This window comes from Pseudomonas lundensis, from assembly GCF_001042985.1.
GTDB lineage: Bacteria > Pseudomonadota > Gammaproteobacteria > Pseudomonadales > Pseudomonadaceae > Aquipseudomonas > Aquipseudomonas lundensis.
On sequence record NZ_JYKY01000001.1, the window covers coordinates 339,928 to 353,983 of the forward strand.

General features: G+C 56.6%; 12 protein-coding genes. 9 read left to right on the forward strand and 3 right to left on the reverse strand.

Annotated features, from left to right (window positions below; translation table 11 throughout):
* Positions 1-4: 4 nt before the first annotated feature.
* Positions 5-358: an MGMT family protein gene (locus TU74_RS01535; protein ID WP_047274171.1), complete on the reverse strand. Its 354-nt coding sequence runs from the start codon at positions 356-358 to the stop codon at positions 5-7.
* A gap of 165 nt (positions 359-523) precedes the next feature.
* Here TU74_RS01535 and TU74_RS01540 point away from each other — a divergent pair, with 165 nt between their 5' ends.
* Positions 524-1,537 carry a DUF481 domain-containing protein gene (locus TU74_RS01540; protein ID WP_048374692.1) on the forward strand — a complete coding sequence of 338 codons (1,014 nt, stop codon included), beginning with the start codon at positions 524-526 and terminating at the stop codon, positions 1,535-1,537.
* 123 nt (positions 1,538-1,660) lie between these two features.
* On the opposite strand, the gene TU74_RS01545 is transcribed toward TU74_RS01540, so the two are convergent.
* Complete coding sequence (locus TU74_RS01545) at positions 1,661-2,419, reverse strand: SDR family oxidoreductase (RefSeq protein WP_048374694.1); 759 nt, start codon at positions 2,417-2,419, stop codon at positions 1,661-1,663.
* Positions 2,420-2,575: 156 nt separating this feature from the next.
* Between TU74_RS01545 and TU74_RS01550 the strand changes: the two genes are divergently transcribed.
* The 5 genes from TU74_RS01550 to ltrA all read left to right on the forward strand — a co-directional run bounded on the left by TU74_RS01550 (position 2,576) and on the right by ltrA (position 8,801).
* Complete coding sequence (locus TU74_RS01550) at positions 2,576-3,301, forward strand: HugZ family pyridoxamine 5'-phosphate oxidase (RefSeq protein ID WP_048374696.1); 726 nt, start codon at positions 2,576-2,578, stop codon at positions 3,299-3,301.
* 71 nt (positions 3,302-3,372) lie between these two features.
* Positions 3,373-3,846, forward strand: coding sequence for an FxsA family protein (locus TU74_RS01555; RefSeq protein WP_048374698.1), 474 nt, complete (start codon positions 3,373-3,375; stop codon positions 3,844-3,846).
* A gap of 242 nt (positions 3,847-4,088) precedes the next feature.
* Positions 4,089-4,382 carry a co-chaperone GroES gene (locus TU74_RS01560; protein WP_016779794.1) on the forward strand — a complete coding sequence of 98 codons (294 nt, stop codon included), beginning with the start codon at positions 4,089-4,091 and terminating at the stop codon, positions 4,380-4,382.
* A gap of 49 nt (positions 4,383-4,431) precedes the next feature.
* Positions 4,432-6,075 (forward strand): chaperonin GroEL, encoded by a 1,644-nt coding sequence (gene groL, locus TU74_RS01565; protein WP_047274181.1) that lies wholly within the window; start codon positions 4,432-4,434, stop codon positions 6,073-6,075.
* Positions 6,076-7,109: 1,034 nt separating this feature from the next.
* A complete protein-coding gene (gene ltrA / locus TU74_RS01570) occupies positions 7,110-8,801 on the forward strand; it encodes a group II intron reverse transcriptase/maturase (protein ID WP_082149792.1) in 1,692 nt (563 codons plus the stop codon).
* A gap of 268 nt (positions 8,802-9,069) precedes the next feature.
* On the opposite strand, the gene TU74_RS01575 is transcribed toward ltrA, so the two are convergent.
* Positions 9,070-11,019, reverse strand: a complete 1,950-nt coding sequence (locus tag TU74_RS01575; protein ID WP_048374700.1) for an LTA synthase family protein — start codon at positions 11,017-11,019, stop codon at positions 9,070-9,072.
* Between the two features lie 203 nt (positions 11,020-11,222).
* Here TU74_RS01575 and colR point away from each other — a divergent pair, with 203 nt between their 5' ends.
* The 3 genes from colR (at position 11,223) to TU74_RS01590 (ending at position 14,056) form a co-directional block, all read left to right on the forward strand.
* Positions 11,223-11,906, forward strand: a complete 684-nt coding sequence (colR, locus tag TU74_RS01580; protein ID WP_047274185.1) for a two-component system response regulator ColR — start codon at positions 11,223-11,225, stop codon at positions 11,904-11,906.
* Positions 11,896-13,173 (forward strand): sensor histidine kinase, encoded by a 1,278-nt coding sequence (locus tag TU74_RS01585; RefSeq protein ID WP_047278621.1) that lies wholly within the window; start codon positions 11,896-11,898, stop codon positions 13,171-13,173. Before colR ends, TU74_RS01585 begins: the two co-directional genes overlap by 11 nt.
* 202 nt (positions 13,174-13,375) lie before the next feature.
* Entirely contained in the window at positions 13,376-14,056 is a 681-nt protein-coding gene (locus TU74_RS01590) for a class I SAM-dependent methyltransferase (RefSeq protein WP_047278619.1), read from the forward strand.

The window sequence follows — 14,056 nt, forward strand, 5'->3', positions numbered from 1 at the left end:
CACTCTAACCGCAGTGCTCTATCGGGCGCCAGCCATGGCGTTGTATATCCACGCGATTATTCACAATGCTCAGCCCTTCATCGCGAAGCCGCGCGCGCTGCTCATCCCCTGACGGCGAACCTGCTGGCAAACTGATACGCCCGCCCGCGGCCACGACACGGTGCCACGGCAAGCGCGAGCCTTCCGGTAGCTGGCTGAGTGTGCGCCCGACCCACCGCGCTGCCCGGCCCAGGCCCGCCAGCCCGGCGAGCTGACCGTACGTCACCACAGAGCCAGCGGGCACCTGCATCAGCGTTGAGTAGAGGGCTTCGCGCCGAATATCGGCCGGCGTTTGAGTGGGAGATGGGTCGCAATTCACGTCAGGTTTCTTTGTCGACTTGGCTGGGGTGTATAGCTGAAGGCATTTCTGTCAATTGGACTAATGAAGGAACTACATCCTTTTCAGCCGGTCTTTCTTTGCCTGGGGCGTGTCCATCTGGATAATGCCGGCATTCTTTCGCAAACCTGAGTTTCGCATCTGCTTATGTTGTCCAGAACCCTGTTATGCCTCGCTGTGTTGAATGTGTCCACGCCTTTGCTTGCTGATACGGTCTGGTTGAAAAACGGCGACCGCCTGAGCGGCAAAATCAAAGTGTTTGATGGCGGCAAGTTACTCATTCAAACCAAATATGCGGGGGCCATTCCCATTGATTGGAAAGAGGTTAAAACCCTTGAGAGCGATCAGGAGTTATTGGTCAAACAGGATGCGTACACGGGCGAAAAAGCCAAATCGCTAAAAGCAGCCGAGGACGGCAAGGTCACGCTGACCAATGGTGATGCACCCAGAACGGTCGACCTGGCAAGCATTCAGCAGATCATCAAGCCCAAACCGGTGATCGAAGATCTGGTCTGGAAGGGCAATATAGATGTGGCCCTCGACTACAAACGTGCCGACAAAGACACCGACGACTACGACATCGACTTTAAAACCACTGCCCGTCACGGTGCCTGGCGTCATCACGCTGAAGGCGAATATAACCGCGAGTTCCAGAACGATGTGGTCACCACGGATAACTGGAGCGCTGAATACGCCCTTGACCATTTCATTGATGAAAAGTGGTATTGGCAAGGTCGCCTGACGTACAAGCGTGACAAGGTCGAAGATATCTCCCGTCAGCGCACCGTGGGTACGGGTCCTGGCTATCAGTTCTGGGATGACGAGCTCGGCGCGTTCTCACTGGGCTCACTGGTGAACCGCACGGATTACGAATATTCAGACGGCAAGAAAGACAACTTCTATTCCTTGGCCATGCGTTGGGACTACAACCGTTATTTGCTGGGCAAGACGGTGTCGCTGTTCACCAATGGCGAAGTGGGCAAGCCGTTGTCCAGCGCCTCGGATTATAGCCTTGAGGCTGAAATCGGCCTGCGTTACAAAGTCACCGAATGGGCCTCCCTCAACCTTAAGGCTGAGAAAGACCTGGTGGGCAGTGGCAGCGGGACGGACAACACGCTCAACAAAACCCGATACACCGCAGGTTTTGGTGTGACCTGGTAATCAGTCAGGTGAGGCGCATCGGCTGCCAAAACTGCCTGTACGGGCAGCTTCGGCGCCTAATGCTTGCTGCGTGAATGGCATTGCCTGAAACAACTGCCCGGACGGGCGGGGTGCAATCGCGGGTTAAATTCGCAGCCCGCCATCCAGCTCCAGGATTCGGCCGCTGTAGTAGTCGTTTTCAAAGATATAAGCCGCTGAATGAGCGATTTCTTCGACTTTGCCCATGCGTTTGAGCGGGATGAACGACGTCATTTTCTCCAGGGCTTCCGGTTTCATGCCCAGGGTCATTTCAGTTTCGATGAAGCCCGGTGCAATGCCCGCGACCCGAATGCCATAGCGCGCCAGCTCTTTGGCCCAGGTCACGGTCGCAGCGGCTACGCCAGCTTTGGCCGCCGAGTAGTTGGTCTGGCCCACGTTGCCGGCCCGCGAGATGGACGAGATATTAATAATCGCCCCCTGATTGTTCAGCTCAACCATTTTGGCGGCGACTTCGCGGGTGCACAGGAACACACCGGTCAGGTTCACATCAATCACCGCCTGCCACTGCGCCAGGCTCATCTTGGTGATCTCGCCGTCTTTAACCTTGAGCAACATGCCATCGCGCAGGATGCCGGCGTTATTGATCAGGCCGTGGATTGCACCAAAGTCATCGGCAATCTGTGCCACCGTTTGTGTGACTTGCTCTTCATTCGCCACGTTGCACAGATAGGCCCGGGCTTCGACGCCCTGGGCCTGGCAGGCCGCTACGGCGACTTCGAGCTTTTCGAGGTTCAGGTCAACCAGCGCCAGCTTTGCGCCTTTGGCCGCCAGATACTCGGCCATGGCACGACCTAGCCCTTGGCAACCGCCAGTGATAATGATTACTTTGTCTTTAAGTTGCATGACAGCCCTCGGCAGCAATTCATCGGAGTGATTCCTTACACCGCCTTTGATCGACGCCGGGGGAGTGGTCGTCTATCAAATACAGCCCTGAGTGCGGGTGTACTGCATGCCCTGAACTCGTCCGTTTTCGACGGATTTTTTATAAGGAGTCACAGATTGAGCGTTGAAGCTGCCAAGCATGCCCGAGAATTACTGCTCAAGGAATACCGTGGAGCACTGGCGACGCAGTCCAAGGCGATGCCGGGCTTCCCGTTCGGCTCGGTGGTGCCGTATTGCCTGGACGATCAAGGCCGTCCCTTGATTCTCATCAGCCGCATTGCCCAACACACCCATAACCTGCGTCAAGACCCCAAGTGCTCGTTGATGGTTGGCGAGCGTGGGGCAGAGGACGTACAGGCTGTAGGGCGTTTGACCGTGATGGCCGAAGCCGAGCAGTTGACTGATGCAGCGGCCATTGAAGCGGCTGCCGAGCGTTATTACCGCTACTTCCCCGAGTCCCGCAGCTATCACACGGCCCACGATTTTGATTTCTGGGTGCTAAAACCGGTGCGCCATCGTTATATCGGCGGGTTTGGTGCCATCCACTGGCTGGATCAGGTGACGTTGGCCAACCCGTTTGCCGGGCAGGTCGAGCTGCGCATGGTTGAGCACATGAACGACGACCATGCCAATGCCATTCAGCATTACGTGCAGTTAGCCGGGTTGCCGCAAACCACACCTGCCGTACTGGTCGGAATAGACAGCGAGGGCATGCATTTGCGCATCGGTGAGGGGCTTTATTGGCTAGGCTTTCCTGAGAGCTGCAACACCCCGATACAAGCGCGCGAAGCCCTGGTTCTTCTGGCCCGCGCCAGCGAATGGCCGAAAAAACAGCCAGCCTGACCTTGAATTCAGCGCCAAGCGCCGTCATCTAGGTTGAGTTGGAAGATATTCTTCCGGAGAGGAATCATTTGATGCGCGCTTTTCTATTGCTCTTTCTGTTGTTTCCCGTGCTAGAGCTGTACGTCTTTTTCAAGGTCAGCACCGCGATTGGTTTTTTCCCCGCGTTGTTGCTGATCATTGCTGGCTCCATGCTGGGGATTCTTGTGGTGCGGGTCGCCGGATTGGCGACGGCACTCAGCGCGCGCGAAAGTTTGAATCGCGGCGAGTTACCTGCCGAACAAATGCTCCACGGTTTGATGATGGCGTTGGGCGGTGGCTTGCTGGTGCTGCCCGGCTTTATCAGCGACATCGCCGGTTTGCTGTTGCTGCTGCCACCGGTTCGCAGTCTGCTGGTCAATCGCTTGCGCAAACGCGCTGAAGAGCAAGCCATGCGCCAGCGTGCCTTTGCGGATGAATTCGATGCCACGGCGCGTCCCGGTACACACCAGCCCTTGGGGCGTGAACCCAATGTGATCGAAGGTGAGTTTGAGCACCGCGACAAGTAAAACGCTTCAGCTTTTACAGCACGGCACTTCGGTGCCGTGTTCGTTTTTAGCCGCGAGAGCGCGCAAAAAAAATCATGGGTCGACCCTTGTAATCACCACGGTCGCCCTCATGTAACGGACACCGCAGGGTTTTGCTGGCAACAGCAAGCACTTATCCGCGAAACACCCCCGGCAATTCCGGACTTGTAAACCCAGCCGGTATGACACCGGCCGATGAACACCACAATTAGGAGAGATCGACAATGAAGCTTCGTCCTCTGCATGACCGCGTCGTAATCCGTCGCAGCGAAGAAGAAAAGAAAACCGCTGGCGGTATCGTTCTGCCTGGTTCGGCTGCCGAAAAAGCCAACAGCGGTGAAGTGATCGCCGTGGGCACGGGTCGCGTTCTGGACAACGGTGAAGTGCGTGCGCTGGCCGTGAAAGTGGGTGACAAAGTCGTGTTCGGCCCTTACTCCGGCAGCAACACCGTGAAGGTAGACGGCGAAGACCTGTTGGTAATGGCTGAGAACGAGATTCTCGCTGTTATCGAAGGCTGATTTCCCGCTCATTTTCCCGTTACTACACAGTATTTAAGGAAGAACGATCATGGCTGCTAAAGAAGTTAAATTTGGCGATTCCGCCCGTAAGAAAATGCTCGCCGGTGTCAACGTCCTGGCTGACGCAGTAAAAGCGACCTTGGGCCCTAAAGGCCGTAACGTGATCATCGAGAAGAGCTTCGGCGCTCCGACCATCACCAAGGACGGCGTGTCCGTTGCTAAAGAAATCGAGCTCAAAGACCGCTTCGAAAACATGGGCGCGCAACTGGTTAAAGACGTTGCTTCCCGTGCCAACGACGACGCTGGTGACGGTACTACCACTGCAACCGTTCTGGCTCAATCGATCGTCAACGAAGGCCTGAAAGCCGTCGCTGCCGGCATGAACCCGATGGACCTCAAGCGCGGTATCGACAAAGCGACCATCGCTATTGTCAAAGAACTGCGTGAACTGGCCAAGCCTTGCGCTGACAGCAAAGCGATTGCTCAGGTAGGTACTATCTCTGCCAACTCCGACAACTCCATCGGCGACATCATTGCCGAAGCCATGGAAAAAGTCGGCAAAGAAGGCGTGATCACCGTTGAAGAAGGCTCGGGCCTGGAAAACGAACTGTCTGTGGTTGAAGGCATGCAGTTTGACCGCGGTTACCTGTCTCCTTACTTCGTGAACAAGCCAGACACCATGGTGGCTGAGCTTGACGGTCCGCTGATCCTGTTGGTTGACAAAAAGATCTCCAACATCCGCGAAATGCTGCCAGTTCTGGAAGCCGTTGCAAAAGCCGGCCGTCCACTGCTGATCGTGGCCGAAGACGTTGAAGGCGAAGCCCTGGCGACGCTGGTTGTGAACAACATGCGCGGTATCGTGAAAGTCGCTGCCGTAAAAGCACCTGGCTTCGGCGACCGTCGCAAAGCCATGCTGCAGGACATCGCCGTTCTGACGGGCGGTACCGTTATCTCCGAAGAGATCGGCCTGAGCCTGGAAAGCACCACCCTGGAGCACCTGGGTAACGCCAAGCGCGTGATCCTGTCCAAAGAAAACACCACCATCATCGATGGTGCTGGCAACGATGCGGACATCCAGGCACGTGTGACCCAGATCCGTGCACAAGTGGCTGATACCACTTCTGACTACGACCGTGAAAAACTGCAAGAGCGTCTGGCCAAGCTGTCCGGCGGTGTTGCTGTGATCAAGGTAGGTGCCGGTTCTGAAGTTGAAATGAAAGAGAAGAAAGCCCGCGTTGAAGACGCCCTGCACGCTACCCGTGCAGCCGTTGAAGAAGGCGTGGTACCTGGCGGTGGCGTGGCACTGGTTCGCGCTCTGCAGGCCATCTCTGAGCTGAAAGGCGACAACGCTGATCAAAACGTCGGTATCGCGCTGCTGCGTCGTGCAGTAGAAGCGCCTCTGCGTCAGATCGTTGCCAACTCCGGTGACGAGCCAAGCGTAGTGGTCGACAAAGTGAAGCAGGGTTCGGGTAACTACGGTTACAACGCGGCCACTGGCGAATACGGCGACATGATCGAAATGGGTATCCTTGACCCGGCTAAAGTGACCCGTTCGGCTCTGCAAGCGGCTTCGTCGATTGCCAGCCTGATGATCACCACTGAAGCGATGATCGCCGAGATCCAGGAAGACAAACCAGCTGGCGGCGGCATGCCAGACATGGGCGGCATGGGTGGTATGGGCGGCATGATGTAGTGCGACGAGAGTCGCTATAGGTAGAAGCACCTAGCGGGCTACATCTTAGGTGATCACCGGTTGAACCGGTGATCACTTTCCCGCAGAAACAGCTTAAAAAACCCGAAGTCCGGGCGTCAAAACCCGGATTTCCGGCACTCACAAGGTGCTTAGAATTCGGCGTAATGTCGCCTATATATCGTGATTTTCTCTCTGGAAATCATCAGAACGATATGCGTACTGAGCTTGCAGATTTTGAATCACTGCGAGGGAGGTATGGGAAATCGTGTCCAAAGAGCTGGCCTGCTCCTATCTATAGGGCGCAAGCCATAGCTGTCATTGTCTCACCCGGAAACCGCAAGGTAGAGGGGCGCGAGACCTTTTGTTCAGCCAAAAGTAGCCTAGGGATAGTGCGTCGCTGGTAACGGCGGGGTGCGAAGCTTCCTGACAATGTAGTCCCATGATTCTGTGGTGTGTGGTCGCCGCGAGGCACCATGCAGACCCTGCGAGCAACACGCGGGTGAGACGCTAGGCTGGTTGGTATGGCCAACGTAAGTGAACTGCTGATAAACACCGTCAACCGCATGGAGCCAAAGTTGCTGATAGGCTTTGACCAAAATGGTGCATGACTGGTTGTCCCTTTTACATCTGGGGGCACGCTGACATTGAGTCATCGGTGAATAGGCAGGGCCTAACCCATCCTTGTGACGGTTATGGAACTCGGTAAGCCCGTATTTTCGCCATTGGCCTGTATGGCAAGGCAGGTCGACCGTGAGGAAGACTGTTGAAAATGCGGGTAGAGGATGTCGGATAAAGCGAATGCCTCCCTGTAATGGGGTTGGATAAGGGCTCTGCCCTGACTGGAAACGGTGCTGACTTCCGACTGGTCTTTGATCGCGAGAAGGCCTGTAAAGCCATCAAGAACAGACGTTTGTCGGTTTGACCGGCTGCGTCTAACTCATAGAAATCCCTTGCGGGGCAGTGTACTCACTCCCCCACAAAGGCGACGTGCGTCTACTGCCCTCTGGGGAAATCTTCTCTGGAGGAAAAGCAAGATGAGTGCGTCTGAAATAGAAGTACCTGCGTCCTCCCATCTGGCCATCAGTTGGCATTCGATAGACTGGGAAACAGGTCATCGACAGGTGCGAGGGCTACAGGTACGGATCGCGAAGGCAGCCAAGAATCAGCAATGGCGGCAGGTGAAAACCTTGCAGCGTATGCTGGTTCGCTCGTTTGCCGCCAAGGTATTGGCGGTTAAACGGGTCACTGAAAACCGGGGTCGCAGGACTCCCGGCGTCGATGGGGAAACCTGGAGCACGCCTGAAAGCAAATGGAAGGCAGTTTTTCGGTTAGAGCGCAGGGGCTACAAGCCCCGGCCACTGCGGCGGATTTACATTCCCAAAGCAAATGGCCAGCGTAGACCGCTGGGGATTCCGACGATGCTGGATCGAGCGATGCAGGCGTTATACCTGCTGGCACTTGAACCGGTGTCTGAGACCACAGCCGACCGAAATTCCTATGGCTTTCGCCCTCACCGTTCCACGGCAGATGCAATCGAGCAATTGTTCGTCAATCTCGGTCGCAAGCATTCTGCGCAGTGGGTCATGGAGGGCGATATAAAGGGATGTTTCGACAACATCAGTCACGACTGGCTGATCACTAACGTCCCGATGGACAAAGTGGTTCTAAGGAAATGGCTGAAAGCGGGATATTTGGAATCCGGTCGATTGAATCCGACAGGGGCGGGAACTCCGCAAGGAGGGATCATCTCGCCCGTATTGGCCAACCTGGCCCTTGATGGACTGGAAAAGGAGTTCGAATCTCGGTTCGGGCAGCGTAATACCAAAGCCAGCTACAAGACCAAGGTCAACTATGTGCGATACGCAGATGATTTCGTCATCACCGGCATCTCGAAAGAGCTGCTGGAAAACGAGGTGAAGCCACTCGTCGAAGCCTTCATGGCCGAGCGGGGGTTGAGCCTTGCGGTGGAGAAAACGTTGTTCACGCATGTATCGGATGGGTTCGATTTCCTCGGTCAGAATATTCGCAAGTACGGTGACAAGCTGCTGATAAAGCCAGCCCACAAGAACGTGAAAGCATTTCTGGCCAAGGTTAAGGCGTTGGTTGAAGCGAACAAAGCGGCACCGGCCAGCCTGTTGATCAAGCAGCTCAATCCAGTTATTCGGGGTTGGGCCAATTATCATCGGCCGATTGTCGCCAAGCAGACCTTCAACTACGTGGATTACAGGATCTGGAAATTGCTATGGCGATGGTGCAGGCGGCGACATCTGAATCGCTGCAAACGTTGGATCAAGGAAAAATACTTCAAGCGCGTGGGAACACGTAGTTGGGTATTCTCCGGGCTACACCCCAGCGGCAAACTGCTCCACTTGTTGTACGCCAGCGATACGCCGATCAAGCGGCACACCAAGATCAAGGCGGAGGCTAACCCATACGCCCCAGAGGACGAGATGTACTTCGAGCAACGGCTGGAATATGCGTGGCGAAGCTCGGACGAGGGGAAGCGGAAGACGCTGACGCTGTGGCTTGGCCAGAGCAAGCGCTGCCCGATGTGCAAGCAGTTGATTACGTTCGAAAGCGGGTGGAACATTCACCATGTTATCGAGCGGCACAAGGGCGGATGCGACGAGCTGGGCAATCTGGTGTTGTTGCATCCCAACTGTCATCGACAGTTACACAGTGCGGCACCGGCTCTTTCAACTGAGAAAGGGCTTACAAAGGCTTGAGCTGTATGCGGGGAAACTCGCACGTACAGTTCTTAGGGGAGGGACGGTCAGTAATGGCCGTTTCTTACCCGACAGCCAGCCTTACCCCGATACGCAAAAGCCCCGCCTGAGTAATCAGGCGGGGCTTTTTATTGTCTGCGGTTTTAGGGAGGCTCCGTGTTCAGGTCGTTAGCGGCGCAACATGCTCTTGAAGTGGGGAACACCTGCCGCCGTGGCCTGGCGATCTCACGGCTGCGTGCCGTATAAGGCACGCAGCTGCGCTTTCGCTTTAGCGTTTTGTGACCTGTTCGGGCACAGCCTGCTCGGGTTTCCAACTCAATAACTGCTGTTTGTAGCCATAACTGGCGGTCTGGTAATAGGTGATTGCCCGCTCAATCAGCGCATCGGTGGCCGGTACGCGGGATTCAACACTGGCGGTCAGTGCCTGGTCGTGGCGACGCAAGCCTTGGCGCGGGCTCAAAATCGCCAGGTCGTTGCCGTCGAAAAGCCCCAGGTGCTGGTAGTTGCCCACCACCACCCGTGGCGGCAGCGGGTTATCTTGCAGCAGGTTGCGGCCGAAAAACGTGGACTGATAATCCATGTTCAACAGGCCGAGCAGGGTCGGCGCCAAGTCGATCTGGCTGGCCAGTTGTGCGCTTTCCCGGGCCTGGATCAGCTTGGGTGCATAGATGAACAACGGGATCTGGTAATTGGCGATCGGCAGGTCTTCTTTGCCGGCGCTTCCCGCCGTGTGGTCGGCCACGAAGATGAAGATCGTGTTGTCGAACCACGGTTTCTTGCGGGCATCGTTCAGGAACTGGCCGATGGCGTAGTCAGTGTATTTCACTGCGCCGTCACGGCCATTCCCCGACTTGATATCGATCCGGTTGTCCGGGTACGTATAAGGACGGTGGTTTGAGGTGGTCATCAATTGCAACAGAAACGGCCTGTTCTGCGCATAGTCAGCATCGGCCAGTTTCAGGGTTTCGCGGTACAGGTCTTCATCGGCCATGCCCCACGCGTTTTTGAAGTGAATGTCAGCTTCGTTCACGCTGCTTTGGTCCACCACGCGGTAGCCGTTACCGCTGAAAAACGCATTCATGTTGTCGAAGTAACCACGCCCGCCGTACACAAACACACTGTCGTAGCCGACGGCGTTGAGTTGCTGGCCCAGGCTGGCAAAACCGCTTTCCCGGCCAATACGTTTGACGATGGAGCGTCCCGGTGTCGGTGGAATGGCCAGCGTAATGGCTTCCAGGCCGCGATCGGTGCGGGTGCCAGTGGCATAAAAGTTATTGAAATACAGACTTTCTTGGCGCAACCGGTCAAGGTTTGGCGTGAGCTGGCGGTCATCGCCGTTGCTGCCCAGGTACTTGGCGCTCAAGCTTTCGATGGTCACCAGCACAATATTGGGCTGGATGGGCGACCCGGGGTTGTCGATCGTGCGGCGGATATCCAGCGGGTCTTTGCCCACAAACGTCGCGTTGGGCTCTGTCAGCTCGGCGCGCAATTGTTTGGCCACCACCTCAGCGGGGAGGCTGGCGTAGAACTGCGGGTAATCCAGCTCGTTGTTGCGAAAGGCCGCGAAAAATTGATAAGGCCCGTTGCTTGCCAGTTCGTGCTGGTAGGCATTGCCGCCTTGGCCACGGGGGTTATCTTGATCGAGCAGTTGCGCGCTCAGGCCAGCAAGCAGCGCCAGACCGGCGAAGCTGGCCACGCGGGTGCGCACCGTGGGCAGTGGCGCATTCATGGCGGCATTGAAGGGTTTGCGCAGAGCAAAGCACAAGGCAATGGCCGTCGCTGCAATGGCGCTGAGCAAAGCACCTATTGGATAGGACTCCAGCACGTTATTGAGCACTTCATCTGAATACACCAGGTAGTCGACAGCGATGAAATTGAAGCGCACGCCGAACTCGTCCCAGAACAACCACTCCGCCACGGCCGTGAAGAGCATGGCAAATAAGCTGACACCCAGTAACCCTTGCAGAAACCAGCCATGCCCCCGTCGACGCCACAGCGCAGGCGGGCACAACAACAGATAAAGGCCCAGAGGCAACGCGGCGTAAGTCAAAAACCCAAGGTCGTAGACCAGGCCAACGCCCACTACCGGCAGCCATTGGTGTCCCGCTTCCCCCCAATGGGTGACCAGCAACAGGCCTCGGGTCATGAGAAAGGTTGCCAGCCAACAGCCTGTCAACAGAAGGAGATAGCGCATTGGCGCGGTGTGCAGCAGACGCATGGTTGTTTTTCCGTAAACCCGTGGGGTGCGCAAGTCTGCTGAGGGAGCTGTCGGCCACTTGTGAATCGCAGGTGAAAAAAATGTTAAGCCTTGATGACACTCAACTAAATAGCCGGAACGCCTTGTGGCGCTGGCCCTGCGGCGTGGTTCGCACTAAGCTGCGCGGGCCAAGACGGCCGTAACTGCGTACGGAGAAAGTGCCCATGCGAATTCTATTGGTTGAAGACAACCGCGATATCCTCGCCAATCTGGCTGATTACCTGGGGCTTAAAGGCTATACCGTGGATTGCGCGCAAGACGGTTTGTCAGGCTTGCATCTGGCAGCCACCGAGCATTACGACCTGATCGTGCTCGACATCATGTTGCCCGGCATTGATGGCTACACCTTGTGCAAACGCCTGCGTGAAGATGCGCGTCGCGATACGCCGGTCATCATGCTCACCGCGCGGGATCAATTGGACGACCGTTTGCAGGGGTTCAAATCAGGGGCCGATGACTACCTGCTCAAGCCGTTCGCCTTGTCGGAACTCGCGGCCCGCATCGAAGCCGTGCTGCGCCGTGCCCAGGGCGGCGGGCGTCGCGAGTTGCAAGTGGCGGATCTGAAATACGACCTCGACACCCTTGAGGTCACGCGCCAGGGCCGCCTGCTCAAGCTCAACCCGGTGGGCCTCAAGCTGCTGGCGGTGCTGATGCAAAAAAGCCCTCACGTGTTGCGCCGTGAAGTGCTGGAAGAAGCCTTGTGGGGCGATGACTGCCCCGACAGCGACAGCCTGCGCAGCCACGTTCATCAATTGCGTCAAGTGATCGACAAACCGTTCGACAAGCCGCTGCTGCAAACCGTGCATGGCGTGGGCTATCGCCTCGCCGAGGCACGCGATGGAGTTTAAGCAAAGCCTCGCCCAGCGGATCATCATTGCGTTTGCGCTGATGAGCGCGCTGGTCGCGGGGACGTTCGCCATGGGCATCGTGGCCACCGTGCACCTGGTGGAAGAGAAGCTCATTTCGGCGGGCCTGGGCGGCGACTTGCAGCGTCTGCTGCTGATGGACAATGTGGCGGACTGGAACCACCGTCCCGAGCCGGATCAGCTGTTTTATTACAGTGGCGGGCGCGGCGATTTCGCCTTGCCCAAGGATTTGCGACATCTGGAGCCGGGCTTCCACGAAGTATTTCGCGATCAGCTGTCGTATCACGCCATGGTGGAAGTGGTGGACGGGCGTCGCTACGTATTGCTGCAAGACCAGAGTGATTTCGAAGAGCGCGAACGGGTGCTGTTTGCCGTAGTGCTGGTGGGCTTTGTACTGGCGCTGGCGCTGGCTGTGTTTCTGGGGTGGGTGCTGGCACGCCGGGTGATGGCTCCCGTGGTCAGGCTGGCGCGGCAAGTTCGTCACCGCGACCAGCTCCTTGGGCTGGCGCCGCCGCTGGCGCCCGATTATGCCGCTGACGAAGTGGGTGAACTGGCCGTGGCTTTTGACGCCACCCTGGGCCGGTTGCGGGCTACCCTCACGCGTGAACGCCTGTTTACCAGTGACGTCAGCCATGAATTGCGTACGCCCTTGATGGTACTGGCCAGTTCCTGCGAGCTGTTGCTCGAAAGCCCGGCCCTGGATCAGCGCAGTCGTTCGCAGGTTGAGCGGATTTCCCGCGCGTGTGAAGAAATGCGTGAACTGGTGCAGACCTTCCTGATGCTGGCGCGTGCGCAGCATGAGGACGCCAGCATGTCGCCCAAGGTCAACCTCTCGACAGTGGCTGAAGGCCTCATCAGCTTATGGCGCGGGCCTATCGAAGCCAAAGGGCTGGAACTGATCTATCAGCCGGGCGACCCTCTGGATACGCTCTACAACGCGACTTTTCTGCATGCAGTGATGGGCAACTTGCTGCGTAATGCCTTGCATTACACCGACACCGGTTTCATCCGACTGACCCTCGAACCGACCGGTTTTGTGGTGGAAGACAGCGGCGTAGGGATCCCGGAAGAGAAACGTCAGGCGATGTTCCAGCCCTTCGTGCGCGGCAGCGAAAAACGCGGAGAAGGGCTTGGGCTGGGGTTGTCGCTGGTGCAGCGAATCTGTGACAGCCAGGGCTGGCGCGTGACGCTCACCACCATGGAGCCCAATGGCTGCCGATTCCGCGTTGAACTCAACCCTTCGGATTGAGTTTTTTTTGCGACGGCTTGCGCCCTGCAGGCTGTCGCAAAACTAGAGCTTTTAGTCGATAAGTGGCCCTGCGCCACTATTTCTAGCCTGTAAAACCTTGCAACTCTTGCGGGGTTTACAACACGTTTTTTTCACTCGTTGATGACCTGAAGCTCACAGCCGCCTGATTAAGGTGATGGCTACACGCTTCAGGAGAGCCATCATGAGCCCCGCCATCAAACTCAAATTTTCTGAAAAGTACGATCAGCAACACGCCTCGAATTATCTGCTGAAGCACCAGAACGGTTTGGCACGGCGCTTGTCCCATGCCCGGGACGAACAATTGGCCCGCCATGCCCTGGCGTTGGCCGGTGATCCTGGAGTGGTGCTGGATTTGCCCTGCGGCGCGGGGCGTTTTTGGCCGTTGCTGGCGCAAAGACATAATCGTGAAATCATTGGCGCGGACAATTCAGCGTCTATGCTGGATGTGGCTTCAAAGGCGCAACCCGACGAAGTGGTCAAACGGGTACGCCGTTTGCAGACATCTGCTTTCGATATCGACCTGCCCGATAACGCGGTTGACAGTATTTTTTGCATGCGCCTGCTCCACCATATCGGTGATGCCCGTCATCGGATGGCTCTATTGCGTGAGTTTCATCGTGTCAGCCGCGACAGTGTGATTATTTCTCTGTGGGTCGATGGCAATTTCAAGGCGTGGAAACGCAAGCGCCTTGAACGTCGACGCGGTGCCTCACCTGTGCAGGAGGGTTACCAAAATAGATTTGTGTTACCTGTTGTTACAGTTGAGGACGAGTTCAGGAAGGCTGGTTTCACCATTCAGAAGCATCTGGATTTTATTCCGCTGTACGCGATGTGGCGGGTTTACGTATTACGCAAGAGATAG

Coding starts and splice junctions, on each gene's coding strand:
- TU74_RS01540 (WP_048374692.1), top strand. CDS start 524: ATGTTGTCCAGAACCCTGTTATGCCTCGCTGTGTTGAATGTGTCCACG.
- TU74_RS01545 (WP_048374694.1), bottom strand. CDS start 2,419: ATGCAACTTAAAGACAAAGTAATCATTATCACTGGCGGTTGCCAAGGG.
- TU74_RS01555 (WP_048374698.1), top strand. CDS start 3,373: ATGCGCGCTTTTCTATTGCTCTTTCTGTTGTTTCCCGTGCTAGAGCTG.
- TU74_RS01560 (WP_016779794.1), top strand. CDS start 4,089: ATGAAGCTTCGTCCTCTGCATGACCGCGTCGTAATCCGTCGCAGCGAA.
- groL (WP_047274181.1), top strand. CDS start 4,432: ATGGCTGCTAAAGAAGTTAAATTTGGCGATTCCGCCCGTAAGAAAATG.
- ltrA (WP_082149792.1), top strand. CDS start 7,110: ATGAGTGCGTCTGAAATAGAAGTACCTGCGTCCTCCCATCTGGCCATC.
- TU74_RS01575 (WP_048374700.1), bottom strand. CDS start 11,019: ATGCGTCTGCTGCACACCGCGCCAATGCGCTATCTCCTTCTGTTGACA.
- colR (WP_047274185.1), top strand. CDS start 11,223: ATGCGAATTCTATTGGTTGAAGACAACCGCGATATCCTCGCCAATCTG.
- TU74_RS01585 (WP_047278621.1), top strand. CDS start 11,896: ATGGAGTTTAAGCAAAGCCTCGCCCAGCGGATCATCATTGCGTTTGCG.
- TU74_RS01590 (WP_047278619.1), top strand. CDS start 13,376: ATGAGCCCCGCCATCAAACTCAAATTTTCTGAAAAGTACGATCAGCAA.